The 26,896-nt window shown below is 36.9% G+C and carries 29 protein-coding genes and 2 pseudogenes; 28 read left to right on the top strand and 3 right to left on the bottom strand.

Features of this window, described 5'->3' with window-relative positions; genetic code table 11:
* Window positions 1-46: 46 nt before the first annotated feature.
* From sufC to MAQA_RS01930, 19 genes are all read left to right on the top strand, one after another.
* Window positions 47-835, top strand: a complete 789-nt coding sequence (sufC, locus tag MAQA_RS02020) for a Fe-S cluster assembly ATPase SufC (protein WP_036070794.1) — start codon at window positions 47-49, stop codon at window positions 833-835.
* A 19-nt stretch (window positions 836-854) separates the two neighbouring features.
* Window positions 855-2,156 carry a Fe-S cluster assembly protein SufD gene (sufD, locus tag MAQA_RS02015; RefSeq protein ID WP_036070791.1) on the top strand — a complete coding sequence of 434 codons (1,302 nt, stop codon included), beginning with the start codon at window positions 855-857 and terminating at the stop codon, window positions 2,154-2,156.
* A gap of 1 nt (window position 2,157) precedes the next feature.
* The gene (locus MAQA_RS02010) at window positions 2,158-3,384 is read left to right on the top strand and encodes a cysteine desulfurase (RefSeq protein WP_036070788.1); all 1,227 of its coding nucleotides are present in this window, start codon (window positions 2,158-2,160) and stop codon (window positions 3,382-3,384) included.
* On the top strand, window positions 3,381-3,821 hold the full coding sequence (gene sufU / locus MAQA_RS02005) for a Fe-S cluster assembly sulfur transfer protein SufU (protein WP_036070785.1): 441 nt from the start codon (window positions 3,381-3,383) through the stop codon (window positions 3,819-3,821). Before MAQA_RS02010 ends, sufU begins: the two co-directional genes overlap by 4 nt.
* A gap of 13 nt (window positions 3,822-3,834) precedes the next feature.
* Complete coding sequence (gene sufB, locus MAQA_RS02000; RefSeq protein WP_036070782.1) at window positions 3,835-5,229, top strand: Fe-S cluster assembly protein SufB; 1,395 nt, start codon at window positions 3,835-3,837, stop codon at window positions 5,227-5,229.
* Window positions 5,230-5,751: 522 nt separating this feature from the next.
* Window positions 5,752-6,063 carry a response regulator gene (locus tag MAQA_RS15100; RefSeq protein WP_241463018.1) on the top strand — a complete coding sequence of 104 codons (312 nt, stop codon included), beginning with the start codon at window positions 5,752-5,754 and terminating at the stop codon, window positions 6,061-6,063.
* 10 nt (window positions 6,064-6,073) lie between these two features.
* A complete protein-coding gene (locus MAQA_RS16540; protein WP_420911916.1) occupies window positions 6,074-6,496 on the top strand; it encodes a LytR/AlgR family response regulator transcription factor in 423 nt (140 codons plus the stop codon).
* Window positions 6,497-7,127: 631 nt separating this feature from the next.
* Window positions 7,128-7,412: a hypothetical protein gene (locus tag MAQA_RS01990; protein ID WP_036070779.1), complete on the top strand. Its 285-nt coding sequence runs from the start codon at window positions 7,128-7,130 to the stop codon at window positions 7,410-7,412.
* A 143-nt stretch (window positions 7,413-7,555) separates the two neighbouring features.
* Window positions 7,556-7,894 carry a hypothetical protein gene (locus MAQA_RS01985; RefSeq protein ID WP_036070776.1) on the top strand — a complete coding sequence of 113 codons (339 nt, stop codon included), beginning with the start codon at window positions 7,556-7,558 and terminating at the stop codon, window positions 7,892-7,894.
* Window positions 7,846-8,412 (top strand): hypothetical protein, encoded by a 567-nt coding sequence (locus MAQA_RS01980; protein ID WP_036070773.1) that lies wholly within the window; start codon window positions 7,846-7,848, stop codon window positions 8,410-8,412. The genes MAQA_RS01985 and MAQA_RS01980 overlap by 49 nt, the downstream gene beginning before the upstream one ends.
* A 10-nt stretch (window positions 8,413-8,422) precedes the next feature.
* The gene (locus MAQA_RS01975; RefSeq protein WP_036070770.1) at window positions 8,423-9,202 is read left to right on the top strand and encodes a hypothetical protein; all 780 of its coding nucleotides are present in this window, start codon (window positions 8,423-8,425) and stop codon (window positions 9,200-9,202) included.
* A 12-nt stretch (window positions 9,203-9,214) separates the two neighbouring features.
* Window positions 9,215-10,030 carry a SagB/ThcOx family dehydrogenase gene (locus MAQA_RS01970; protein WP_036070767.1) on the top strand — a complete coding sequence of 272 codons (816 nt, stop codon included), beginning with the start codon at window positions 9,215-9,217 and terminating at the stop codon, window positions 10,028-10,030.
* A 358-nt stretch (window positions 10,031-10,388) separates the two neighbouring features.
* Window positions 10,389-10,619: a CPBP family intramembrane glutamic endopeptidase gene (locus tag MAQA_RS16535; protein WP_036070762.1), complete on the top strand. Its 231-nt coding sequence runs from the start codon at window positions 10,389-10,391 to the stop codon at window positions 10,617-10,619.
* A complete protein-coding gene (locus tag MAQA_RS01955) occupies window positions 10,591-11,475 on the top strand; it encodes an ABC transporter ATP-binding protein (RefSeq protein ID WP_077913526.1) in 885 nt (294 codons plus the stop codon). The genes MAQA_RS16535 and MAQA_RS01955 overlap by 29 nt, the downstream gene beginning before the upstream one ends.
* Window positions 11,468-11,881, top strand: coding sequence for an ABC transporter permease (locus MAQA_RS13440; RefSeq protein WP_052008405.1), 414 nt, complete (start codon window positions 11,468-11,470; stop codon window positions 11,879-11,881). Before MAQA_RS01955 ends, MAQA_RS13440 begins: the two co-directional genes overlap by 8 nt.
* Window positions 11,847-12,296, top strand: a complete 450-nt coding sequence (locus MAQA_RS13435; RefSeq protein WP_077913525.1) for an ABC transporter permease — start codon at window positions 11,847-11,849, stop codon at window positions 12,294-12,296. Before MAQA_RS13440 ends, MAQA_RS13435 begins: the two co-directional genes overlap by 35 nt.
* Window positions 12,297-12,523: 227 nt before the next feature.
* The gene (locus MAQA_RS01945) at window positions 12,524-13,087 is read left to right on the top strand and encodes a YcaO-like family protein (protein WP_036070756.1); all 564 of its coding nucleotides are present in this window, start codon (window positions 12,524-12,526) and stop codon (window positions 13,085-13,087) included.
* A 64-nt stretch (window positions 13,088-13,151) separates the two neighbouring features.
* Entirely contained in the window at window positions 13,152-13,514 is a 363-nt protein-coding gene (locus tag MAQA_RS01940) for a hypothetical protein (RefSeq protein ID WP_036070755.1), read from the top strand.
* Window positions 13,515-14,380: 866 nt separating this feature from the next.
* Window positions 14,381-14,713, top strand: coding sequence for a hypothetical protein (locus MAQA_RS01930; protein WP_149023275.1), 333 nt, complete (start codon window positions 14,381-14,383; stop codon window positions 14,711-14,713).
* Window positions 14,714-14,855: 142 nt separating this feature from the next.
* Here the strand turns inward: MAQA_RS01930 and MAQA_RS16330 are convergent, their stop codons facing one another.
* From MAQA_RS16330 to MAQA_RS01920, 3 genes and pseudogenes are all read right to left on the bottom strand, one after another.
* Window positions 14,856-16,127: an alpha-keto acid decarboxylase family protein gene (locus tag MAQA_RS16330; protein WP_338151604.1), complete on the bottom strand. Its 1,272-nt coding sequence runs from the start codon at window positions 16,125-16,127 to the stop codon at window positions 14,856-14,858.
* Window positions 16,128-16,178: 51 nt separating this feature from the next.
* Window positions 16,179-16,502 (bottom strand): annotated as a pseudogene (locus MAQA_RS16325) (thiamine pyrophosphate-binding protein); the annotation flags it as partial.
* A gap of 197 nt (window positions 16,503-16,699) precedes the next feature.
* Window positions 16,700-17,461, bottom strand: a complete 762-nt coding sequence (locus tag MAQA_RS01920; RefSeq protein ID WP_036070745.1) for a MurR/RpiR family transcriptional regulator — start codon at window positions 17,459-17,461, stop codon at window positions 16,700-16,702.
* Window positions 17,462-17,602: 141 nt separating this feature from the next.
* Here MAQA_RS01920 and pfkB point away from each other — a divergent pair, with 141 nt between their 5' ends.
* From pfkB to MAQA_RS01860, 9 genes and pseudogenes are all read left to right on the top strand, one after another.
* A complete protein-coding gene (gene pfkB / locus MAQA_RS01915; protein ID WP_036070743.1) occupies window positions 17,603-18,532 on the top strand; it encodes a 1-phosphofructokinase in 930 nt (309 codons plus the stop codon).
* Window positions 18,533-18,534: 2 nt separating this feature from the next.
* Entirely contained in the window at window positions 18,535-20,448 is a 1,914-nt protein-coding gene (locus MAQA_RS01910; protein WP_036070741.1) for a fructose-specific PTS transporter subunit EIIC, read from the top strand.
* A pseudogene (lacD, locus tag MAQA_RS01905) lies at window positions 20,441-21,383 on the top strand (tagatose-bisphosphate aldolase). The gene MAQA_RS01910 and the pseudogene lacD overlap by 8 nt, the downstream one beginning before the upstream one ends.
* 259 nt (window positions 21,384-21,642) lie before the next feature.
* Window positions 21,643-22,023: a DUF3324 domain-containing protein gene (locus tag MAQA_RS01900; RefSeq protein ID WP_052008403.1), complete on the top strand. Its 381-nt coding sequence runs from the start codon at window positions 21,643-21,645 to the stop codon at window positions 22,021-22,023.
* Window positions 22,024-22,183: 160 nt separating this feature from the next.
* The gene (locus MAQA_RS01895; RefSeq protein ID WP_036070740.1) at window positions 22,184-22,582 is read left to right on the top strand and encodes a hypothetical protein; all 399 of its coding nucleotides are present in this window, start codon (window positions 22,184-22,186) and stop codon (window positions 22,580-22,582) included.
* Between the two features lie 71 nt (window positions 22,583-22,653).
* The gene (locus MAQA_RS01890; RefSeq protein ID WP_036070739.1) at window positions 22,654-23,004 is read left to right on the top strand and encodes a hypothetical protein; all 351 of its coding nucleotides are present in this window, start codon (window positions 22,654-22,656) and stop codon (window positions 23,002-23,004) included.
* A gap of 1,815 nt (window positions 23,005-24,819) precedes the next feature.
* Window positions 24,820-25,434: an ATP-binding cassette domain-containing protein gene (locus MAQA_RS01870; RefSeq protein ID WP_338151602.1), complete on the top strand. Its 615-nt coding sequence runs from the start codon at window positions 24,820-24,822 to the stop codon at window positions 25,432-25,434.
* A 313-nt stretch (window positions 25,435-25,747) separates the two neighbouring features.
* On the top strand, window positions 25,748-25,996 hold the full coding sequence (locus MAQA_RS01865; protein ID WP_149023274.1) for a hypothetical protein: 249 nt from the start codon (window positions 25,748-25,750) through the stop codon (window positions 25,994-25,996).
* A gap of 186 nt (window positions 25,997-26,182) precedes the next feature.
* Window positions 26,183-26,893 carry an HAD-IIB family hydrolase gene (locus MAQA_RS01860; protein ID WP_052008402.1) on the top strand — a complete coding sequence of 237 codons (711 nt, stop codon included), beginning with the start codon at window positions 26,183-26,185 and terminating at the stop codon, window positions 26,891-26,893.
* The last annotated feature ends 3 nt before the right edge of the window (window positions 26,894-26,896 follow it).

The raw sequence follows: 26,896 nt of genomic DNA, 5'->3' as shown, positions 1-26,896 counted from the left end.
GATTATGCGAAAAAGCATGAACAAACGATAGGGAGGGTATTTTTTAATGTCGACACTAAAGATCCAAGATTTACATGTTGAAATAGAAGGAAAAGAAATCTTGAAAGGTGTGAACCTTGAAATTTCTACAGGAGAAATCCATGCGATCATGGGGCCAAACGGGACAGGGAAATCCACGTTGTCTGCGGCGATCATGGGGCATCCGAAATATGAAGTTACTCAAGGAACGATTACACTGGACGGCGAAGATGTACTGGAAATGGAAGTAGATGAACGCGCTCGTGCAGGGCTTTTCCTTGCAATGCAATACCCAAGTGAAATCAGCGGTGTAACAAATGCTGAGTTTATTCGTGCTGCTATTAATAGCCGTCGTGAAGAAGGAAAAGAAATCCCGCTTATGCAATTTATCCGCAAGCTTGATGACAAGATGGAATTGCTTGATATGGATGAAGAAATGGCTGAACGCTATTTAAATGAAGGCTTTTCTGGTGGGGAGAAAAAACGTAACGAAATTTTGCAACTTCTCATGATTGAACCAGAAATTGCTATTCTTGATGAAATTGATTCAGGGCTTGATATTGATGCGCTTAAAGTGGTATCAAAAGGCGTGAATGCGATGCGCGGCGAAGGCTTTGGTTGCTTGATCATCACGCACTATCAACGTCTTTTAAATTATATCGAACCTGATTTTGTACATGTAATGATGCAAGGGAAAGTCGTGAAAGAAGGCGGCCCAGAACTTGCGAAACGCCTAGAAGCAGAAGGTTACGATTGGATCAAGCAAGAGCTTGGTATTGAGTTTGAAGAGGAAGAAGAAACACTCGAACAAAACTAAGGAAAGTGAGGCTAAAATCATGACGGAAAATACGGTTTTAAAGGATGATTTTATCCGCACTTTTTCTGAAGGCGCTGGCGAACCAAAAGCTTTTACAGATCTTCGCATAGCGAACTGGAAATCGGCAGGGGAGCTTAGCTTGCCTTTTGTGGATAAAACAAAAATCGATCGCTGGAATTTTACGAAGTTTGACACCTACCAAGCCTTTGAAAATGGCATAACGGATGAAGGGCTTGCGGATAAAGTAGCGAGCCTTGTGGATCTAGATAATAAAGAGGCTAATTTTTATGTACAAGTGGATACGCATCCGGCGAAACTTCAGCTGAGTGCTGAATTAAAAGCGCAAGGTGTGATTTTTTCAGACATTTTTACTGCCCTAAAAGAACATGAAGAGCTTGTCATGAAGTATTTCATGACGCAAGCCGTTCAAAGTGATGAACACAAACTCACTGCTTTCCACGCGGCATTAGTCAATGGCGGAGCATTTCTTTATGTGCCGAAAAATGTGGAGATCAAAGAGCCGATTCAAGCGGTATTCGTACAAAAAGATGCTTCCCTTCCGCTTGTAAACCATGTGTTGCTCGTTGCAGACGATAACAGTTCTGTCACTTACGTGGAAAACTATGTGACACTCGATGAAGATTCAAAGGGTGTTGTGAATGTGATTGAAGAAGTAATCGCAAATCGCGGTGCGAAAATCACTTTCGGTGCTGTTGATAATTTGTCGAGCCACGTGACGACTTATATGAATCGTCGTGGTCATATTGGCGCAGATAGTCGGATTGAGTGGGCACTTGGCTTAATGAATGACGGCGATACGATCAATGAAAATGTAACGAACTTAATGGGAGACGGTTCTTCGGGCGATGTGAAGACAGTGACGGTTGGACGCGGGAAGCAAACGCAAAATGTGACAACGCGTGTGACGCATTACGGAAAAGCTTCAACGGGAACGATTCTCTCTCATGGGGTTATGAAAGATAAAGCGACAACGATCTTTAATGGGATTGGACACATCAAACACGGGGCGTCGAAATCGGATGCACAACAAGAATCTCGTGTGTTGATGCTCAGTCCGTCAGCTCGTGGCGATGCGAATCCAATTCTTTTGATTGATGAAAATGATGTTGTAGCAGGACATGCGGCTTCTGTTGGACGTGTAGATCCGGTTCAATTATTTTACTTGATGAGCCGCGGGATTTCACGCAGTGAAGCAGAACGCCTTGTGATTCACGGATTCCTTGATCCGGTTGTGAAACAATTGCCGATTGAAGGCGTGAAAGTGATGCTTAAAGAGGTTATCGAAGGGAAAGTGCGCTAAGATGAAAAATTTCGCTCAAATTCGTTCGGATTTTACAATTTTAAATCAAGAAGTGAATGAAAAGCCACTTGTTTATTTGGATAATGCGGCGACTTCACAAAAGCCTAAACAGGTGATCGATGCGCTTAGTCGTTACTACACGGAAGATAATGCTAATGTTCACCGCGGCGTTCATACGCTTGCTGGGCGGGCAACGGATGCTTTTGAAGCGGCTCGTGCGAAAGTAGCGAAATTCATTTCTGCTAAAAGTAGTTCAGAAATTATTTTTACACGTGGAACGACTACGGCACTGAATCTGGTTGCGGATAGTTACGGGGAATCAAATGTCGGACAAGGTGATGAGATTGTGATTTCTTATCTAGAACATCATTCAAATTTGATTCCTTGGCAACAGCTCGCTAAACGTAAAGGGGCGACGCTTCGCTATGTGGAACTGGAAGCAGATGGCTCGATTACTCTTGAAGCGGTGCGAAGTGTTCTTTCTGAGAAAACGAAGATCGTCGCTTTGGCACATGTTTCGAATGTGATGGGAGTGATTGCGCCGCTTAAGGAAATTGCGGAGCTTGTGCACGAATTTGGCGCGGTGCTTGTTGCGGATGGTGCTCAGGCGGTACCGCATATGCCGGTTAGTGTGACAGATTTGGATGTTGATTTTTATGCGTTTTCTGGTCATAAAATGCTTGCGCCAACGGGGACGGGTATTTTATATGGTAAACGTGAACTGTTAGAGCGAATGGAACCGACGGAATTTGGCGGCGAAATGATTGACTTTGTGGAACTTTTTGATTCGACTTGGAAAGAAATACCGTGGAAGTTTGAGGCAGGAACACCGACAATTGGCGGTGAAATTGCCCTTGGTGCGGCGATTGATTATTTGTCGGAAATCGGGATGGAAAACATTCATGCGTATGAAGAAGAGCTTACGGCTTACGCGCTTTCTGAGATGCAAAAAATAGAGGGACTAACGATTTACGGACCTCTTGATGCAAGAAAACGTTGTGGTCTCGTTACTTTTAATTTGGATGGCATTCACCCGCATGATGTGGCGACGGTGCTTGATGAAGAAGGAGTGGCTGTTCGGGCCGGGCATCACTGCGCGCAACCGCTCATGAAGTGGCTTGGCGTTCAGTCGACAGCGCGGGCAAGCTTTTATCTGTATAATACGAAGGAAGAAATTGATGTGTTCATCCGCGGACTTCAACTGACAAAGGAGTATTTTGGCTTATGAGTTCAAGAAAATTAGATCAGTTATATAGACAAGTCATTATGGATCATTATAAGAATCCAAGAAATAAAGGCGAACTTCCAGATTCGAATGTGACGATTGATATGAATAATCCAACTTGCGGGGATGAAATTCATCTGCATCTCAAAATTGAAGGCGACAAAATTGCCGAAGCGAAATTTACCGGAAGCGGTTGTTCGATTTCGATGGCCAGTGCTTCGATGATGACTGAAAGTGTGGTTGGTCATACGGAAAAGGAAGCACTTTTGATGTCGAAACGCTTTTCTGAGATGGTGCAAGGGCACGAACACGAACCTGTGGATGAAAATGGGGATGTTGAGGCGCTTTCTGGAGTTGCAAAATTCCCAGCACGGATTAAATGCGCAACGCTTTCTTGGAAGGCGATGGAAAAAGCGATTTACGAAAAAGAAAGTCGTTAAAGGAGGAAAAGGCATGACTGAAATTCCAGAAATTGGCGAATACCAATATGGTTTCCATGATAAAGATACTTCGGTTTTCCGTACGGAACGCGGGCTAACGGAGAAAGTAGTAAGAGAAATTTCGAGTATTAAAGAAGAGCCGGAATGGATGCTTAATTTTCGCTTGAAGTCGCTTGAGCAATTTTATAAGATGCCAATGCCGACTTGGGGTGGAGATTTATCTGAACTTGAGTTTGACGACATTACCTATTACGTCAAACCGTCCGAACAGACAGTTCGCTCTTGGGACGAAGTTCCGGAAGAGATTAAGCGTACTTTTGATAAACTTGGAATCCCAGAAGCCGAACAGAAGTATCTTGCAGGAGCATCAGCTCAATATGAATCCGAAGTGGTTTATCACAACATGAAGCAAGATCTTGAAGATTTAGGTATTGTGTTTAAAGACACGGATACGGCGCTCAAGGAAAATGAAGACATCTTTAAGGAACACTTCTCGAAAGTAATCCCGCCGTCTGACAACAAATTTGCAGCACTAAACTCGGCGGTTTGGTCGGGTGGCTCGTTCATTTATGTACCAAAAGGGGTTAAAGTAGATACGCCACTTCAAGCTTATTTCCGAATTAACTCAGAAAATATGGGACAATTTGAGCGGACGCTGATTATTGTCGATGAAGGCGCCAGTGTCAACTATGTGGAAGGTTGTACGGCGCCGGTTTATACGACGAATTCGCTTCACTCGGCGGTTGTTGAAATTGTCGTGAAACCAAATGCATATTGCCGTTATACAACGATTCAAAACTGGGCAAATAACGTGTATAATCTTGTTACGAAACGTACTTTTGTTGAAGAAAACGGAACAATGGAATGGATTGATGGAAACATTGGTTCAAAACTGACGATGAAGTATCCGTCTTGTTACCTTCGCGGTGAAGGAGCTCGCGGGACGACACTTTCGATTGCGATTGCTGGGAAAGGCCAACGTCAAGATGCCGGTGCGAAAATGATGCACATGGCGCCGAACACGTCGAGCACCATTGTTTCGAAATCGATTTCGAAACAAGGCGGAAATGTAACATATCGTGGGATTGTCCATTTCGGACGGAACGCAGACGGGGCGCGCTCGAATATTGAGTGTGACACGCTGATTATGGACCAATCTTCGACATCGGATACGATTCCATATAACGAAATCTTAAACAATAATATTTCACTGGAACACGAAGCGAAAGTTTCGAAGGTTTCAGAAGAACAGCTTTTCTATTTGATGAGCCGTGGTGTGACGGAAGAAGAAGCAACGGAAATGATCGTTATGGGCTTTATCGAGCCGTTTACAAAGGAACTACCAATGGAATATGCAGTAGAAATGAACCGATTGATCAAGTTCGAAATGGAAGGCTCGATTGGTTGATTTTTGAATAGTAGCTCTAAGTGTTGATATATCAACACTTAGAGCTTTTTTTGTTTTGTTAATATCAATAAGCTGATTTGATTTATTTGGAATTATCCTATGATGTTGCAGAAGTGGTAGAATGGTATGGAAAAAGATGAGGGGGGCAAAGAGCGGAAAGATAATGCTACGCTGATTAGGACACAGCAGACTGTGAGAGAAACCAGATTTTGTAAGCTGTTATCTGATGTTTATTCATTTTTTTTTATTGTGCGAAAGATTTCCCATCAAATTTCTGCCAAATTGTGTTCGTGAAATCATCTTAATTTCATAAATTTGAAATTAAAGGTAGGTAGTAGTTACATATAAAAGTAAAGAAAATTTGGAATTTATGTGAAAAATTTCACTGCAATATTTGGCATTGAGATGGTATAATTTGTTTAGTTTCAGACACGTAAATTAATTTTGCAAGATGATTTTTTTAAGTATTGATCTACATAAAATAAAAACTTCTAAGTGATGAGCAAAAAAGGAGATCGATTAATGTTAAAAGTTTACGTTTGTGAAGATGATTTGAGTCAAAGAGAAAAAATAACAAAGATCATTAAAAATTATTTATTAATGCAGGATTTAGATGTTGAGTTTGCATGGGCAGGGGAAGATCCGGAAAAACTGTTGAATCATTTGATGGAAGCTAATGATGGACATGCAGGATTGTTTTTTTTGGATGTAGATTTAAAGACAGAGATGAACGGGATTGCGCTTGGAGGACAGATAAGAAAAGAATATCCGGATGCGCGAATCGTTTTCGTGACAGCACATGCGGAGCTTACACACCTAACTTTTTTTTTATAAAGTAGAAGCGATGGACTATATTCTTAAAGGTGATGATGCGATGCTGAAAAGTAGAATCATCAGCTGTATTGATGTGGCTGTGAAGAGATATCTTTGCGCTCATACCAAACTAGAGGAATATATTATTGTGGAAAGCTGTAGGACATCTGTAAAGCTTTTAATCAAGGATATATTATTTATTGAATCTTCAAGAACTGCCCATCGTTTAGTAGTGCACTTAAATAATAGATTGGTAGAATATTATGGGAAAATAAAAGACGTCGAGAGACAAAGCACATCATTTTATCGATGTCACCAATCTTTTGTTGTGAATATAAAAAATGTCCATTCAGTTTCTAAAAGAGAACGAGAGATTGTTATGAATAATGGAGAAAGTTGTTATGCTTCGGTGAGATATCTAAAAGGATTGTTGGATAGATTAAACGATGAATGAGTTTGAGGCAAAGTCAATAAAGTAAATAAAAAAAACAGATGTCCTTAATATGACGGAAGTAACTGTCTTCTTTTTAGGAGGGAAGAGAGAATTTTAACAGTTAAATGTAGTCTTCAAGCATGATAAAATTCTTCCATCAATTTTAAAATAGGCAAGTTACTTTCTTCTGAATAAAGAAATTATTTTTGGCCTATTTTTCTGTTTATTTATAAATAGTATGTTTATTAATAAAATTGTCTACTGTATTAGTTATCTACAACATAATGACACTTATGAATCATAAGTGTCATTATGTTGTTTTTTTTTTGACATTTTTTTTTTCATTTTTAGAGTTTTTATGAAAATTTATTGGTGAATAATATAGACCATATATAATGCCTTATAATAAGCCGAATATGAAAGATATGTCATTGAAAAACAGAATGTCGCAGTTTATGGTGAGGAGATTCGGAGTATTATTGCTTAGGTAAAGGTTATTTGGCAAAAGTGTAATAAAGCTTTCCAATTTATTACTTAGTTTTAATCCGGGAATGGGCTTACTACCTGATGATTGATACAAAAATAAGAGCTGAAAGGGAATCAATACAAGGAGGTTAGTAAATGGTTATAGAAATGTACGAGAATTTTTGTCTTGGAAATACAATTAGCTTCACAAAAAAAATATGCAAATCAATCATTTGTGAAAAGGGAATCGATAAAATGTTTCAATAAGTTAAAACGAAAAAAGAAAAGTTTTGAAATGAAAGTTTTAACTATTCCAAGGGGAAGAAGAACAGATGGGTTGATTATTGAGATAGTTATTCCAGTTAAAGATTTAAATAATGAACTAGATGGTAACTATTGTATCTCCGAAAATAAAATATTTTCTAAACAAGGAATAAAAGTTCACTTTTTTAAATACCCCAGAGAATTTTGAGAGTGCAATTAATCTTATCAAAGAATTTTGCGATAAACATGACATTGATATAAAAGAAAAACAGATGATGGAGTTAGCAACTTTAGATCAAGAATATCGTGAAAAATCATTTTGTGTATTAGTCGATTTAGAGGAGGAAGAATATGTTAATGCTAAATGAGGAAATTTTATTTATTAGAGTGAACAAGTACGAATACCTATTGAAGAAAGGAACAATTTCAAATTATTCGTTTAATATTATTGATGAGGATAGGTTAGGTTTTTTGACTTTATTATTTGAAGAATTGGATTATCCGATGGAAGAACAAGACATCCAATCAGTATTACAGCAAGAGTTAACTATTTCCGAAGAGCAAATTTCTGATATTTTGACTCAATTAAGGGACTCAGATATTTTAGTTGCAAAATCAAATAAAAAAAAAAGAAACAATTTGTGTACTTACACCATCAAAAACCAGAGAACAAGTTACAAAAAAAACTAAAAGAAGCGGTTGATAACGAAATTAGAGTTGTTGATTTAGAGACCGTTGATTATTTTAAAATTAATGAAGATATACTTGCTTTATTCATGCCTTATTATTCTCCAGTTGTATTACATGAGATCGATGAGTTTTGTGTAAGAAATAATAAAAAATTATTTGTAACTTATGTGGATGGGGATGAGGGAATCATTCTCCCACTGATGGCGAACGATGGTTTGTGCTATAACGACTATGAAATTATGCGAGAATCTTCTTTACATAATTTATTAGATTATCAAGTAATGAAAGAACATTTGATTTCTAAAAAAGTAGATATGAAAATTCATGCTTTTAAATGGGAGTATGTACTGATAAGTAGTTTATTAATTTTAAAACGGCATTTAGAAAAGACTTTGATTAATTCCTTTGCATATTCAATTGATATAGAACGATTTATTATCACAAAGACTAAATTATTTCGTTTTCCTAAAAATTCGTTAAGTCAATCTGATATTAATATAAAACATCCATTCATTTGAGGTGAAATCGATGAGTAAAATTGAGAAAAACACAGAAACGGCATTTACTTCTTACGAGGAAGCAATTTTCAAAGCCTATTTAGAAGAAAATACAGTGAAATCAGAAAATATTTTTGAATTTAGTGAAAGTAATTTGAGCTATTACTCAAGCAGATACACAAGTGAGGAGTATTTCTCACCATATGAATTTGCGCATGTAAATGGTTTTTACCATCAAAGCAGTGAATTTTCAAAAAAACAAAAAAGCTTCTGGAAAAAGCAAAAAAAATGGCATATTGAAACCGTTCACCCTACGAAGTCAGAATATGTCTCTGAAGGTGATAAGTATGTCCCCTATATTCATGCTCCGAAACAAATAAAATCTATTTGTGAACAATTATTAAAAGCACCATCTTTAGATTTTTATAGTACTGAATTACTTTTAGTCCACAAAGACAAAATTTATCAATACTTGCCCCAAAAAGAATTTCTGTTTAAGTGGAAAGATAACATAGGGGACAGAAAACAAGTATTTGAGCAAGAACAAGGATTTTTATTTGAAGAAGCGAAGTTAGAACTCGAGAGAGATAGTGTAATTTTATTTCCTATATTTATTCCGATTAGAGAAATGTTATTTTTGGGAGAGGCGGGTTATAGAGAAGCACTATTAAAGCATGGAGCAATTCTACATTATCTAGAGTATCAGTTAAGTGAAGAAAAACTAGAATATTTTTCTACCAAGAAGCTTAATGACTGGTTACAAATTGATGGGGTGGAACGCAGTGTGATGAATTATTTTATCAATCGATAAGGAGAGAATTAAATGACAACAGCATGGAACAACTTGCTTGATACACTTCAAATGGAATTAGTGGAATGTGGTGTGACAGACGTGATTCGACTAGTCCACGAAGTGATTGATGATACGCCTTATAAAACAAAGAATTATGAGCAATACAAAGTTTTAGAAGAAGATTACTACATTGAAAATATCAGTCCAAAATATAAAAATGCAAAAAATGTAATTAAGTTGGCAGAAGTTTCGGATAATCTGGTCAATGATTTGTTACAGAATAGAAAAAGTGTACGAGATTATGCAAATGAGGAAATGACATTCAGCGAGTTCTCTACATTAATGAGTACTTCTTTTGGATGGAAAGAAACATTTGTTGGAGCCTATTCACGACGGGAGTTTCCAGTGAAGAAAACTAATAGCCAAGGGGGGATCAATTACTTAGATATGTATCTATTTATCAATAATGTAGAGAATATTGAAAGTGGCATCTATTATTATAATTTTTTGAAACATGAGTTAGTTCAAATTGATCACGGAAATGTTAGACCCATTATAAATAAAATTCATTATCAAAATGAATTTATAACCTATGCGAATATCTGTGTTCTTTATGTAGCAGACTTTAATCGAGTATCATGGAAATATTTGCGACGTAGCTACCGCTTTGCTCATGTGGATACAGGTATTGCGGCAGCTAATTTACAAATTACTGCTGAGTCATTGGGGTTGGGGAGCTGCATTGTTGCTGGCTATTTGGAGCATGAAGTAGAAAAGTATTTGGAATTAGAAAGTGAAGAGCTTCCAATTTTATCGGTAAGTATTGGTAAAAAATGCCAATTATAGTTATGTTGTTGCTACTAAGCGTGGTGATGCTCACTCTTCGTTATCAGTTTTTTAAGTGTTTGGCTATCAGTATATACCGTTAGTCTTATCTGTATTGTGTTGCTATACATGCCTCATGACGCTTATGCGAAGTTTCAATTTAGATTTCAAGATATTATCTTTGGAATAATATTGGGTTGTACCGTCTATATGCTAGAAGTAGCAGCCTATTTTATGGTAACCAAAAAATCATTAATAGTAGATATAGCTTTTTATTTTAAAGGGACGCTGAATTTTTTCATTTTTCTTGTTTCGAGTGGCATTTCGGTTCTTGAAGAATTAGTTTGGAGACAAGCGTTGTTTTTTTAAACAAGAATATATGATTGTATCTATTTTTGTTTCTTCACTTATTTTTGGACTATGTCATGTTGTTTTTGGGAAATGGCAAGTTCTGTTTAAAAGTATTTTGGGTCTTGTTTTGGCTGTGAGTTATTTGCTATCAAGGGATATTCTCTTCGTGATTACTATACATGTTTCTTATAATTATTTGATGCTAAAAAAATCAGGAAAGGGCAAGTGGCATGAATATAAAGGTAATGAATTTAAATAAATATTATGGCAATAATCATGCGTTAAAAGACGTATCCTTCGACATCTCTGAAAATGGATTGTATTTATTAGCTGGTCCAAATGGAAGTGGAAAATCGACATTGATGGAAATAATGGCCAAGATCATTTCAGCCGATTCTGGAAGTGTGGAATATAATGCAGCAATAACTGAATCAGAATTCAAGAAAAAGGTAGGGATTCTTTTTCAACAAAATGGAGTTAGAAAAAACATAACTGTAACAGAAGAATTGGAATTCGTGAGTGAAATTTTTGATAAAGAAATTGACATCAATTTATATCTTCATAAATTCGGATTATATGAACATCGACATAAGAAAAGCCAGAGATTGTCTGGGGGGTTACAGAGAAAATTATTGATTGCTTCTCTTTTTATTCAAGATTATGACATTATTTTCTTTGATGAACCAGCTTCTGGGTTAGACGTTCAAACAAGAGATTTCATTTGGTCTGTCATTAAAGACTATTCAACGGAAAAAATATGTATTGTTTCTGATCATTATTTAGACCAAGCAGCAAGCTACTGTGATCAAATTTTATTGTTGAGCAAAGGGAATTTACTATTTAAAGGGAGTAAGGTCTCCTTGCTGGAAACCTTTGAATATCAGACGAGAATACAGAGCAAAAAAGCAGATGAAGAGCGAATTAGTCAAAAACTAGAAGAGTTCAATATCCACTATGAAACGGTTTATTCTGGTCTATTAGTTAATTTTTATATTCAGAAATCGGTGGATCAGCTTGATGAGGGCTTCAAATTGGAAGTTGAGGATACACGCAACATTTCGGTGGAAGATATTTATTTGTATCTGTCAGAAAAGGAAGTGAAATTGGATGCATAAAGACAATATCGTACAAGAAACTGAAGAAATGAACTTAGGAAAAATGATAGTTTCCCAATTTATTAAATGTAAGTCCATCGTAAAAACAGAAGCAAAAGCAATTTTGCGAGAGCCGTCTTCAATTTTCTTTATCTTTGTTTTACCGTTAGTATTGACGATTGTTTTTGGTTCCGCATTTGGACAAGATGTCATGGATGCAGAGAAAGGTTTTAAAGGAATTGATACGGTTTTTCCGATAAATATTGTCTTTATTATTGCTAATATCGGCTTAATGGGAATTCCAATTTCAATTAGTGAGCTTAAAGAAAAGGGCACATTGAAAAGGTATTTTTCTTATCCAATATCTTATATGATGTATTTTTTTTTCGGTAATGGTCACTTATATTGTTGTCAATCTGATCTCTAGCATTCTTGTGAGTCTCACTTGCTTTCTCTTTTTTGATGCTCATTTCTATATGACTTTTATTCAGGGAGTTAGTTTCGTCTTGTTTTGGTTACTATCGATTTATATTTTTTATGGTCTTGGCTATGTGATGGTGTTGCTATTCAAATCGTCACGAAGTACAAATATTGCTTCAACAGCTATTTTTCTGGTGATGATTTTTGGGTCAGGTATTGCCATACCACTGGACTCACTTCCTTCCTTGATTAAAAAAGTAGCAGAGTTTACGCCTATGGCTCACTCCATTAAAGTTTTAGAGGGGCTATGGTTAGGCAAGCAAGTATTTCAAGAAAATATAATGAGTGTCTTTTATTTGGCAGGAATAAGCATACTTCTAACAGTTGTTATTTATAAGTATAAAATCAAGTGGGAGGCATAACATGAAAATTAATGTAATCAATCATCAGAAAATTTGTGAACCGTATATATTTGAAATAGATGATTATAAAAATTATAAGGAGATGATGAACTATCTTGGCTATTTCAATTTGATTAAAAAAAATTGATTTGGTTCTATCTCCATCTAATGAATTATCTTTATTTATTGGTAATACACAATTTACAAGTATTGACTATTTATTGAATTATCTCTTAGGAAAAACAATTATGTCTGAAGATGTTAGCACATCTGTATTTGCTGGTGGAAAGGGCTTCTCAATGTACAAAGCAATTTGCTCTTCTTTTGGTGAAGCATTTGAACGTTTTGTTGGGATTTTTGAGTTCTTTGAAATCAAGCAAGAATTAATTTATGGCTCGTATAAAGACTTAAAGAAGCTAGATAAGAACGCCTCACATCCAAGTATCTTGCAAAATTTCCGTTCTGAAGATTTTGATTCAGATCAGTTTGTTTTCGATGATTTTATGGAAGAAACTACGATATCTTGGGTTAAAGGAGAGCATTATTTTTCAGGAGAAGAAATATATTTCCCAGCTGTTTTGATGTTGATTTATTACAAGCCACATTTGAAAGATGAAAAGCGAATAGGCTATTCAACAAGTGGAGGTTTGACAAGTCATTTCACTTATCGCGGTGGAAAAAAACATGGACTAACAGAAATCCTTGAAAGAAATGAAATTAATTTAACTTGGTATGTTAACAGACAGCCTAAGAGAATTGAAATTGACCAAATAAAGAATCCGAAACTAAAAAAAATTTCTACCTTATATTAAAGAAAATAACATCCAGTTTTATTTGCATAATCAGGATCAACAAGATTTTTATGTGATAACATCAATGTCATTTGATTCGGATCTTACCCAGTATTCATTTAATACAGGTGGGGGGATTGATAGTGATATTGAAAAAGCGATTCTTCATTCATTAGAAGAATATGTTCAATCAATTAATAACACGAGAAAAATTGTTTATGCTCCTAACTGGATTACTTCACAATTCTCTAATTATGTTCTTTCGGTTGAACCAGACGATGACCCAAAAAAATTCAAAACTTTTTATCAAGCAGTAAGTTATTACGGATTAGAAGAACATAAAGAAAAATTAAATTGGTACATTAAAGGTAATGAAGTAGTAAAACTATCTGAATTAGCAAAACTCAAAAATGAAAAAGACATTGAAGAATTTCTTAAAAAAAAATAACATTGATCCTATTTATTTTCCTTATAAAATTTCGAAAAGATTTAAAAATATCTATATATCTAAAGTATATATCCCTGAGTTTACCCCAGCTTTTATTGCTGGACAGCCTATGTTGGGGCATGATAAATACGAAACATACTTAGTTGAAGGAACAACATACAGGAAAGATATTCTTCCATATCCATAATGAGTATGGGTTCATAGCATTTTCCATTTGTAAAAAAGAAATAGTAAATTGAAAGGTGGTGAACTTATGAAAATCATCAAAAAAGTTGAAGATCAATCAGACTTTAATGCAACGGCATTAGCTCCAGGTGGTTGGTGTTGTAGCTGCTGTTGTTGGTGTTGGGCGAGTGTGTTTTAAAGTATACTGAAGTCAAAAAAGTTGGATCAAATTTAATTAGAAAGCATAGCTGACCTGAAGACGGTGTTTAACTGAACTTAGGTCAGCTAATTTGATTGGATACACTGACGGCTACAGAAATAGTGGAATAGGCATTAATGATTTGTTTTAGTTTTCGATAGTTTTATTAGATACTTCCATAATATATCTCTTACTTTAATCCCCTGGAAATTCACTATAAGTTGGAGTTAACGAAACCAATCTCTTTTGGAATTTGCTTTCTCTTATTGATCTTTAGAAATTTGATACGATTCTATATTGATATAATGCCAGAGCAAAGAGGGGAATAGATACAATTTATAAAAGGAATTCCTACACTCTTTTAGATATAAACAACAGAAAAGTTCATAAAATAGACACATGAATTTACTGAAAAATATGCTAAAATTTTAGAGAAATAAAAAAGAAGGGTTGGATGATCATGAAAATAGGGATAAAAAGGAATACAGGAGCTGTTGGAGGGGTGGCAAAAATTTCTGTAAAAATGGATCGGGAAAAAGTAGCTAGTCTGAAAAATAATGAAGAAAGAGAATTTGAAGTAAGTGGACCAACACAAATAAGCGTCAATCAATGGTATATGGGATCAAAAGCAGTGGAGGCAAAACCTGGTGATAAACTGGAAATCAAAATAAATCCATTAATGATTCCCTGTTTGATTTTGTTTGTTCTCTTTCTCATTTCGTTTTCACTTCGAATCGGAATAGTAACGGTTATTGCTTTTCTCGGAATTCTAGCTATCTTTGTATTTTGCATCAAGAACTATCTTATTGTAAAAAATATATCAACTAAGGAATAGAGAGAAAAATCTACATATTTTTTAAAATGAGAGATACATTTATTCGGAGGCCTCTCTCATTTTAGGCAAATTAAATTCGTAAAAAATTTAAATATGTGAAAAGAGATTTACTGATTTAATTCAGTAAATCTCTTTTTTCAACTTAAGAATTCTGCTTAGTCAAAAGTTCGGCTAGTTTTTGCAGATATTCTGGTGAATCCATTTTCGTAAGCACAACTTCTATCCAGTACAACCGGTCTGGGTCTAAACGAGCTTCTTTCATAGCCACAACAAGTTCCTTTTCAGTTTGGACTTTGTAGGCTTTAAACACATCCGAGTCCCCGCCAAAAGTATTAGGTAACTGTTCGTAGCGCCACATTGGAATATCATTATAAGCTTGCTCCGCACCGTGAATTTGGCGTTCAACTGTATAGCCATCATTATTTAGTACAAAAATAATAGGTTTTAGTTTTTGTCGTAGTGCGACTCCTAGTTCTTGAATCGTTAGTTGCAGAGAACCATCACCAATAGCTAAGATATGCCGACTATCTGGATTGGCAATTTGACTGCCGAGTGTAGCTGGGAAAGTGAAGCCAATCGATCCCCACAAAGGTTGCCCAATAAAGGAAGTCCTTGTTTTAAGGAATAGTGGGACGATCCCAAAGAAAGAAGTTCCTTGTTCTGCAATAATCGTATCGCCTGGTTCAAAGAAAGCATCCATTGCTTGCCAGTATCTCTTTTGCGTCAAAGGAGCAGCTGACAGAATGAATGAAGCTAAATCATCGTTTTTTGCCGGATAATCGCCACTATAAGGAGCGACTTCTAGAGTCTCAAGCGACTTGATAAGCGGTTCAAAATGATGATTTTGGCTTATTTTCCCGTAAATACTGACTTCATCCACATTGACTGCAATCACGTTTTCTTCACTAAAACCTTGGCTGAATGTTCCAGTTGCAGAATCGGATAATTTAACGCCTAAAAGCAGTAGAAAATCAGCTTGGTCCACAAAAGTTTGAACGCTCGGTTCTGAAAGCGATCCACTATATGTTCCGATAAAAGACTCCGTTGTTTCATCTATCACGCCTTTACCAAAACTAAGTGTTGTAACAGGAAGTTTTGTCTTTTCAATAAACCTCTGCATAGATTTTTCAAGGCCAAAACTTGCAAGTTCGTGTCCTGTCATTATGACAGGGTGTTTTGCTTTCGAAAATGCACTTTCAATTTCTTGAAGCAAATTTTGATCTTCGCTCGTTAATTCCTTCGAACCAGATAATTTCCTGCTTGGTTTTGAGGTGGGGCTTTCCGCAACATCAATTGGCAAGTTAAGGTAAACCGGCTTTCTCGTTTCTAGCAATGTGTTTAGTACGCGATCAATCTCTGCGCACGCGTTTTCTTTGGTTAAGTGAGCCGTCGCCGCGGTCAAAGAATGATGCATTTTTTCAAAGTGCGAGAATTCTCCGTCGCCTAAAGTATGATGAACGAGTTTTCGCGCATCTTGAACGGCTGATTGCGGAGACCCCACAATTTCAACAACGGGAACATTTTCTGCAAAATTTCCAGCAATACCATTCATAGCACTCAGTTCTCCAACTCCAAATGTTGTCACAAGAGCCGCAGCTTTTCGCGTGCGTGCATAACCATCTGCCATATAGGCGGCATTTTATTCATTCGCATTTCCAACCCAGTTTAAATTTTTATTTGCCATGATTTTATCAAGGAATTGTAAATTATAATCACCTGGGACCCCGAAAATCTCTGTGATTCCGATCTCACTCAGTCGATCAAGTAAATAGTCTCCAATTGTATACATATTTATTCCTCCTTATTTGAAAAATGACAAGATGAATGCGATTTCACTTGCTGTAGTTTCCAAATTCCCAGTGTAACACTTTGAATATTAACGTCAAAGATTTCCTTTTTATGAGGAAACAAAAAAAAGAAGCAAAAACAAAGGAGCGTTCTCTTTTTAAAAAGAGTTCATTCCCTGTTATTGCTTCTTTACCCCTATTAGGATTCAAAAAAACGAATTGCATAGGCATCAAGCACGATTCGCGCCATGACTTGGATAGGTAGTCTTGAACGTACTTCGTAATCTGGAAAGTATGATACAGCCGATTTATGACAAACGAAATCAATTTCTGTGAGGCGAGCAAGTGAACTTGAACGACTCGCGGTAAAACTGATCATGCCTACATTTTTGTCGCGACAAACTCGGGCAGCATCTACAAGTTCTGCCGTTTCTCCGCTTAGCGAAATGAAAATGACAACGTCTTTTGAGGTATAGCGCTTGCTGATAGTTGGGATAATATTCGGGTCGTTGTGCATTTCAGCATATTTACCAAGAAGTTGAAGTTTGACCATCATTTCTTGGGCGATCAGTTCTGAGAAGCCACGTGCGAAAATGACGATTCGTCTGGCAAAATGAATTTTTTGAATGGCATCTTCGATCGTGCCGCTATCAAGTTGATGAATGGTATTCGTTACTTCTTGCTCGTTTTTTAAGATCGCTTTTTTGATTTCGTTATCCACTTTTTCAATGACATCGAAATCCGGATCGGAGATTTCATCTTTTATGTGAATCTTAAACGCAGTAAATCCTGTATAGCCAATTTTTTGCATCGTACGCGTGATCGTTGCCGTAGATACACTCGCTTCTTCACTTAAAGCGACAATTGATTTTTCAGGGATTTCACTTAGATGACGTTCAAGATAATCAATGAGAAAACGTTCGGCTTCACTTAGCTGATGGTAATGCTGCTTTTTCCGCATAAAAAAAAAGAACTTTCCAAGCTTTTCACATCCATTCGTAAATTTTTACAAGCCGTTTGACGCTTTCTGAAAACATTTACAAAGAAAAATGCGTCATACTTATCATATAGCAAAAACATAAGTTAAGGAAGAGGTGAAAACATGATTTACACCTGCACGATGAATCCGGCAATTGATTTATTCACCGAGTTTAAAAATTTTGAACCATTCATTGTCAATCGAAGTATTTTTGAAGATTACCAGGCGAATGGAAAAGCCATTAATATTTCTTTTATTTTAAAGCAAATGGGGATTGATTCTGTAGCACTTGGCTTTTTGGCAGGCTTTACCGGGGACTTTATCGAACAAGAACTGACGAAAAAAGGAATTCAAACAGATTTTGTTCATGTACCAGGGATTACGCGGATTAATACTTTTATCCGTGCGGGGAAGCTCGAATATAAAGCCGTGAATCAAGGTCCTGAAATTGCTAAAAAATACCAAACTGAACTACTCAAACAAATGGATCGATTGGAAAAAGACGATATTTTATTCGTATGCGGCAGTTTACCACAAGGTGTGGATGACCAAATTTTCGTAGAAATTTCAAAGCGGGCAAAGAAAAACGAATTCCGTGTAATTTTTGACATTAGTTCTGAGGTTCTTGTCGAATGTTTATCCGATAAACCTTATTTGATTAAGCCAAATGAAGAGGAACTTGCAGCGTTTGTCGGTGTAGAAAAACTTACGGAAATAAGCGAAATTGAAACGGCTGCCAAAACGCTCTTGAAAAAAGGAGCTGAAGGCGTGCTCGTCTCAATCGGGGCACAGGGCGCACTTTTCTTAAATGAACACGAAAGTTATTTTGCTAATGCACCAAAAGGAAAAGTCGTCAACACAGCTTGCGCAGGCGATACGTTACTTGCAGCGTTTGTCGGGAAAAGACTACAACAAGCCTCTTTACAAGAAGCACTGAAATATGCCGTAGCAGCTGGATCAGCGACGGCTTTCACAGCGGGACTTGGCGATCTCACAGACCTTGACGCACTACTTGACCAAATTGAAGTTATTTCGTTAAGAAGGGAGTATTAAAAATGAAAACCTATCAAATTATTGCAGCGACTGGTTGTCCAACAGGTATTGCTCATACTTTCATGGCACAAGAAGCCCTTGAAAAAGCTGCAGCAGATCGAGGCATTACCATCAAAGTAGAGACACACGGCCAAGAAGGTATCCAAAATGAATTAACACAAGCTGAGATTGATGCCGCTGATGCCGTCATTATCGCAGCGGATAAAGATGTTCGTAAAGAACGTTTTTCCGGCAAGAAAGTAATTGATGTTTCCGTTGGACGCGGCATCAAAGAAGCCCCTGAACTCATCCAAAAAGCACTATCCGATACAATTCCTGTTTATCATGCAGCGGGCGGAGCCTCTATAAGCTCAGCGAACCAGTCGGCCGAAGAAAAACCCTCTTTCTGGCATCAAATTTATGTTTACTTAATGAATGGGGTTTCCCATATGCTACCCGTTGTTGTTGCAGGTGGTGTCATGGTAGCCATCAGTTTCATGTTTGGCATCAATTCTGCCGATCCAAAAAGCGCCGAATATAACGAATTTGCATTCTATCTAAAATCCATTGGTGGCATCGCAATGAACTTAATGGTTCCCATTCTGTCGGCTTATATCGCAGAAGCTATCGCCAAACGACCAGGACTTATTATTGGATTTATTACCGGGATGATCGCTTTCACAAATGGAACCGGTTTCTTAGGAGGTATCGTCGGCGGTTTCCTAGCAGGTTACGTCATGCTTGGACTTTCCCATCTCTTAAAAGGATTGCCTAAGCAACTGGATGGTCTTAAATCTATTTTCCTTTTCCCAGTTCTTGGGATTTTCATCGCAGGTCTTTCAATGTGGCTACTTTCAACACCGATGGAAACCATTAATAAAGGGATGATGGACTTTCTGGCTGGCTTCCAAGATTCCAATCCAATTTTACTGGGCCTCATTGTTGGTGCCATGTGTGCATTCGATATGGGTGGCCCTGTTAATAAAGCGGCTTACGTTACTGGGACAGCCCTTCTTGCCCAAGGGAATTACTTTTTCATGGCAGGAGTATCCGCAGCATGTATCGCGCCTCCACTCGCGACAGGATTTGCCGTGTTGTTTGCAAGAAAAGCTTACTCAGCAGATGAGAGAAGTGCCGGCTATGTAAACTTCTTGCTTGGCTCGACGCATATTACAGAAGGTGCGATTCCATTTGCAGCGAAAAAGCCGCTCGTTGTTATTCCGTTTTTGATGATTGGATCTGCTATTGCTGCGATTTTAACGTACTTATTCCAAGTTCAAGTACCAGCACCGCATGGAGGTTTTATCGTACTACCGATTGTGACTCATCCACTTCTTTGGATATTTGCCATTTTACTAGGTTCTATTGTTGCTGGGGCACTGATGGCTTGGAATCAGAATCGTAGTGCTCAAAAACAAGAACGAAAAAAACAGGTCAGTCCACAAACGGTTGTCACTGAAAAGGCGGAACCTGTTTCACTTTCAGATGTGATTCGAAACGATCTTATTTTCACAGATGTACAAGTGAGCTCGCAAGAGGAGTGCTTTGAACAGTTAGCAGATATTGCTGTTCGTAGTGGACTTGCGACGAATAAAAAAGCAGTCGTCTCTGGCTTTGAAGCACGCGAAAAAGAAAGCACGACGGGGATGGAACATGGGATAGCCATTCCACATACGGAACTTGCAGAAATTGCTAAACCGGCACTTATTATTATGAAACTAGCAGATGGTGTGGAATGGAATTCACTCGATGATTCTGAAACAAGGCTTGTGTTAGCCATGCTTATTCCAAAAGGTGGAGCTCATGGACATCTAGCTATCCTTTCTGAGATTTCCAAACTGCTCGTTCATGAGTCATTTATTAACGAATTAATGCAAGCAAAAACAAAAAATGAAATCGAACAATTATTTAAAGAAAAGGTGGAAAATCATGACTAAACAAGAAGCAATGACGAAATTAGCCAATAAAAACCATATTATTAGTGCGCTTGCGATTGATCAGCGTGGAGCGCTTAAAAGAATGATGGGGGGAAAAAGGGACGGATGAAAATATCCGCCAATTTAAACAGCTTGTCTCGGAAGAATTAACCCCTTACGCCTCTTCCATTTTGCTTGACCCAGAATATGGGCTTCCAGCAGCAGAAAAGCGTGCGGATTCAGCTGGACTTTTAATTGCTTATGAAAAGACGGGCTATGACGCAAGCGTGCCAGGGAGGCTTCCTGATTTATTGTCAAACTGGTCTGCCAAACGAGTTAAAGAACTGGGCGCCGACGCTGTAAAATTTCTTCTTTATTATGATGTAGACGAAGCAGAAGATATTAACGAACAAAAACATGCTTTTGTCGAACGCATCGGTTCCGAATGTGAGGCAGAAGAAATTCCTTTCTATTTAGAACTGTTATCTTATGACGCAAAAGTAAGTGATGAAAAGGAATTCGCCAAATTAAAACCACGAAAGGTAATTGAAATGATGCGTGAGTTCTCCAAACCACGTTACAGGGCAGATGTACTAAAAGTAGAAGTGCCTGTTAATATGAAATATGTGGAAGGATTCGGTTCAGAAGCAGTTTATACAAAAGAAGAAGCGGCTCATTATTTTAAACTTCAAAGTGAAATTTCTACACATCCATTTATCTTTTTAAGTGCTGGAGTTAGTGCAGAAATATTTCAAGAAACACTTCGATTTGCTAAACAAGCTGGGTCCCATTTTAACGGTGTTCTTTGTGGGCGGGCAACATGGAAAGATGCAGTTGCTATTTTCATTCAAGATGGGGAAGCTAAAACGCGCGAATGGTTACAAACAAAAGGAAGAGAAAACATTGAAACATTAAGCCAGGTTCTATCCGAAACAGCTTCAGGGTACAGGAAATAGGGTGTATATGATTAAAAGAACATTCTCGAAACGAGGATGTTCTTTTTTGTCAAGAACTATTTCTGTGAACTTTTTGACATAATTTAGTCCGATTTTTTGGGTAAAGCGTATTCGCCACTTCTATTTTAGTGAAACTTCATATGATAAATTATAGGAGCTTACTTATTAACAAGAATGATTTTCTGCAATCAACATCAATTTGTAAGCATGATCCCACAGTGAAGCGAGGTGAGATTTTGGGGAAAAGGAAAGGATACCGATGATTATCCAAGATTTTAAAGTGGATGCGAAGGTGACAAAACGCGGAAAAGAACAGGTTTTATTCCGAGAAAAGAAGGAAAACATGCGGCTTGCGCCCAATTCCAACTTTGATTATGGAGTGAACTGGAACAATCAGGCGTTTAAACCTGGGAAATATACGCTTCATCTAACGGCATGGGGGAGCGGGAAAAAATGGACATTTACAAAGAACTTTGAAATCAAACGAGAGGAAGCAGCCAAGTGGAACGACAAGGCAGTCGAACTGGAACGCGACTACACAATGTGGTATGTGATTGGCGGCGTGATTCTTGTCCTTCTTCTTCTGATTGGCGTGTATTTATTAGGCAGAAAATCACGCAAGAAAAAGGAAGAGGAGTAATAGATGAAAAAAAAACGAGCTAAGATCAAGCTCGGTTTTTTATATGTGACAATTTTGTAAGGGGAAATTGTCAATATTGTCAATTTTTCACTTCGCTTTTCATGCTATACTTTGCGCATGAGAAAAAAATCTCAATAAACAACAAGAAGGTGCATAAATTGTGAAAAAATTACTAGTTATTATGAGTCTGTTAGTAGTACTGCTGTCAATCGGAGGGATGAATACAGAAGCCTATAAGGTTGGTTTCAAAAATGTCTTTTATCATAGTAGTCCATATGATTTCACACCAAAGACAAGAAAATATTCGAAATCATCATATGGAATTTACACGAGTTCTTTAAAATCTAAAGGTGATATTTATATGTGGCCCCGGGCAAATAGGCAAGGAGTCAATGCTGGATACGACAAAAAGCAAAGGATCGGTGGGCAAACACTTCCTAACTATGCTGTTGAAAATTATGGTTATGGTTGTTCGGTAGATATTCAGTTTAAGCTTCGCACCTGGTTTTGGGATAGAAGCAGATCTACAGCATCTGGCTCATGGCAACCTGATATTTAAGTACATAAAGATGACCATCTAGATGCAAAATCTAGATGGTCGATTAGGAATAATCCAAAAGGTGGGACAGCATGAAAAACTACTTTATTGCCTATATTAAAAATCCTTATTTTTATCTATCAATAATCTTGATGATCATTTTTCCATTTTTAAATGTTCTTCATAATTTGGAGACGGCTTTACATGCGACGTTTAATATCCGTTCCTTTGATTTTTATTTAAGTCCTTATACGATGTGGATTGGAAACGAAAATGGCGATGGCTATGGAACGTTTCTTTACATTTTACTCCCCATTTTGGTAGCTATTCCAACAGTTTCTGTTTATTTTGACTACCGAAAATCCGGATTCCATTATTTTTCAAGATATAAGCTTTCAAATCAAGGCTATGCTCTTTTTATTTTTTTCGTGCTTCTTTATTGATCGGTTTTTTTCATGTCTTTCGTGATTTTAATGATGGATTTTTTAAGCCTCTTCCTCATTTGGCCAGATTTCAAGTTTCATGATTATCTTGCATTAGATAATGCTGGACGTGGAATTTATACATTTATGTTTCCTTCACTTTTCTATTATCATCCATTTTTAGCAACCTGTGCTAATATTTTTTTTAGTCAGTTTATATGCTAGCTTATTTGCAACACTTGCCGCATTATTTTCCGTTTATATATCGAGTCGCTTTATTTGTTTACTACTTCCCTTTTTAATACAAACAATGGTGGGCTTTTTGTCTGCAATTTTGGATCTTTCAGTAGCATGGACCCCAGCTCAATTTTTGAACATGTCGATTTCAGCAAGTAGGCCTTCTTCCTTATTGGTTTTTTTTGTGCCATTTTTACTTATAGCTATTTTTTATTTCCTTTATAGAAAGAAGATCCTTAGCGATGGATAAATTAAAAACAGTGCTGCTTACTTCTTTCGCGCTTGAGAAAAAGAGAGGGCTCTTTATTGCTTGTTTCTTACTTTTTCTTTCTTTAAGCAATACTTTTTTACTGTGCGAGAAGCCAGAAGATAGAGGTTTAGAACTTTTTTTTCAGCAAAAGATATCTCGTCTTTTTTTTATTTCCCCTTTCTTTATATGAGTTTTGGTTTTCTACACCGAAACACATCGGAATTTTTTCTTGCGAGATTTAGAACAAACCGTTTTTTACTTGTAGTACAAATTATGCGTAATGGTTTATTTGCGTTTTTCTGTTGCTTTGTAGAGTTTTGCGTTGCACTTCCTGCTATTTTAGAAAATGAAGAAGTGAGTATCAATCTACTTTTCTTAGTCATCAATACTTTCTTTTTTTACTTTTTTTCCTATTAATTTGCTTTGAGTTTTTGACACGACTATTTCATCATTCGCTTATCTCCTTTTTCGTTTTGTTTGGCTATTTGTTTTTTGAAGATTTTTGGATAAATAGGTTTAATGGAACCTCGTTTTTTGCAGATAAGTGGTACTTTGATGAAAGACCTAATTTAATGGAGATTTATTCTTGGCCTAATCTAGGATTAATTTGGGGTGTGTTGGTGCTACTCATTATCTGCTATAGTGAATCCATCAAATTTACAAAACTCTTTTCAAGGAAAGGGGAGCGGTAATGTTCATAAAGCTTATAAAACGTAACTTCTCTCAGCTAAATAGAAGGCACTTTCTGGGATTTGTACTTCCTGTTCTAATCGCCGCTCTTTTCTTTAAAAGCTATAGCGAGATTTTTAAAGGAATCCATATAGAAACAGACCTTTCTGTTTTTGAAATCCCTTTTGTGTGGTTACTCTTCGAATGGGTTCCCTATTTTCTTTTTTTTAGACTTATTTGCAGAGACCATTCATTCCATAGATCGCTATTTATTAGGACGTGTGAAAACTACAAGGCTCCTTTTTTATGCGAATTTTATCAGTTTTTTTTGGCTTGATTCTGTTTTATCATTTGGCATTATGCGTGGTTACTTTTTCCTTTTCTAAAGAAATAGTCATACATGTATTATTTAACTTAATCACTAATTTTTTAGTGTCTCTTTTAGCCTTTTGCTTGTTATTTTTTCTATCCAGCACCTATGTCTTTAGCTGCATCATCGCTATTTACTTTTTTTCAGTTTTCCAACCTTCTTATTTTTCCCTTGTCAATTACACCATGGAAGCAAGAATGGATCGTACTTGGGAAACGACAGATACAATTTATCTAGCCATTTGGACCATTCTTATATATCTCTTAGTTATATGGCTAAAAAAATCCTATTTTAGAGTGAGGTTGTTTGAATGAAGAGAACACTTTCGATTAAGTCAATTAGTAAACAGCTAAAAAAAAGAACAATTATTTCCGACTTTTCCTGCGAAATGGAAAGTGGGGGAGTCTATGGATTCCAAGGTGCAAATGGATCAGGAAAAACGGTCTTGTTTAAAATGATACTAGGATTTTTAAAGCCAGATACTGGAAGTATTGAAATAGATGGGCAAAAATTATATCAAGAAATTGAATTTCCGCGAGATACTGGATTTATCATTGAATATCCTGGATTTGTTAAATACTATACGGGAAAAGAAAATTTGAGATTGCTTGCATCTGTTCAAAATAAAATTGGAGAAAAAGAAATTATTTCAGCAATGGAGCGAGTCGAATTAGAGCCGAATAGTAAAATGAAAGTAAAAGATTATTCACTTGGCATGAAACAGCGATTAGGGATTGCCCAAGCTTTCATGGAAAATCCTTCACTTATTATTTTAGATGAACCAACTAATGCACTCGATAAAAAAGGAATAAAGCTACTTTCTGAATTAATTTCCGAGTGGAAGAATGCTCGTAAATGTGTACTGCTTACAAGCCATAATGAAAAAATTTTTGCAAGAAGTTTGCACAAAGCTATTTTTCTTTGAATCAGGTAAAATTTATTCAGAAGAGGAGTTTGAAGCGTGAAAAAAAAGGTATATTTGGCTTAGCTTATTCATTTTAGTCCTTGCAGGTCTTGCTAGTTTTCGTTTCTACAAGCTTCACTCTTTTGCTCAATCTGTTCATTTTCAAACTATAAAACTTGCAAAAAATGAGCCCATCCGAACAAAAAATGGATTGATTATCAAAGCAAATCAAACGGACACCTTCAGGAAAGAAGAGCTAACTTATCAAAAGTTCAAGCTTAGTATAACCAATTATTCTGATAAAAAACTAGAGGTGAAATTGGATGAATTTTACTTGGCGAATCAAGCATTTGCAACGAGTATTCCGATTTCTTATGAACCCTTAAAAAAAGATGACCACACGGTGAAATGGGGAACTCAGATCCATTTGAATCCTGGTCAAGATGGCCAATACGAAATGGCAATTCCGATTTTACCTAGCTTTTATCAATCAGTAACCGAAAAACTGGAACTCTATTTACATTACCGGTGTATTGATGAAACAGCGAATCAAATCATTGACTACTCGCTTCTCTTACAGTAAAACGCATAAAATCCATATACAAACTCTACGTTTCCCGTTACAATAAAAGAGAAGAGAATTTCGGGAACAAAGAGGGAGAAAACGTGGAAAAACATTTGATTTGTTCGGATTTAGATGGGACGCTTCTTTCAAGCGACCAAATGATCTCGCAGAGGAACCGGCAGATTTTACAGGATTTAATAGCGGATGGACATTATTTTACTGTGGCTACAGGTCGCCTTTTTACGATGGCGCGTTTTTTTTGCGGAATCTGTTCATAAAGAAGCAGGCGTCATTGCTTCGAACGGTTCTATTGCAATATCAGGAAGTGGGAAGGTGCTTTATAAAGCGCAAATTAAGCCAGCAGTGCTACTTGAGATTTACCGAGTCTGTCAAAGTGAGGATATGCTCGTCTCCTTTTTCTCAGAAAATGTGGTTTATTCTACTAAGGAGCGAAAAAAATTGCGGAAAACGAGTGACGCTGCCGCGCGGGTTGCTGCTCCGAGCTATGAGCTTGTTGAGCGAGAAACGGATTTTTTGCAGGTTATTCCAGAAATCGTTAATGGCATCGTTATTGAAGAAGATGGTCCTAAACGAATTGGAGCAGTACGCGAGCGTCTCGAAAAGGTAAACGGGGTCACTTGCTTGTCTTCGCATGCGAACAATATTGAGCTTCTTCCAGAAGGACACGACAAGCGTTTGGCTATTCGTAAACTTGCTGAAGAACTTAATGTGAAACCGGAAAATGTGATTGCTTTTGGAGACGGCGAAAATGACCTTGGTATGCTTCAGGAAGCAGGTGTCGGCGTGGCGATGAAAAACGCGGATGATTTTGTGAAAAAGCGTGCGGATGCTGTAACAAAATCCAATGACCGTGATGGAGTCTATCACTTTTTAAGGAGTTATTTCTACAAATAAAGC

The organism is Listeria aquatica FSL S10-1188 (genome assembly GCF_000525795.1).
Lineage (GTDB): Bacteria > Bacillota > Bacilli > Lactobacillales > Listeriaceae > Listeria > Listeria aquatica.
Note: the sequence above shows the minus strand (reverse complement) of the source record. Positions and strands in the feature narration are given on the sequence as shown.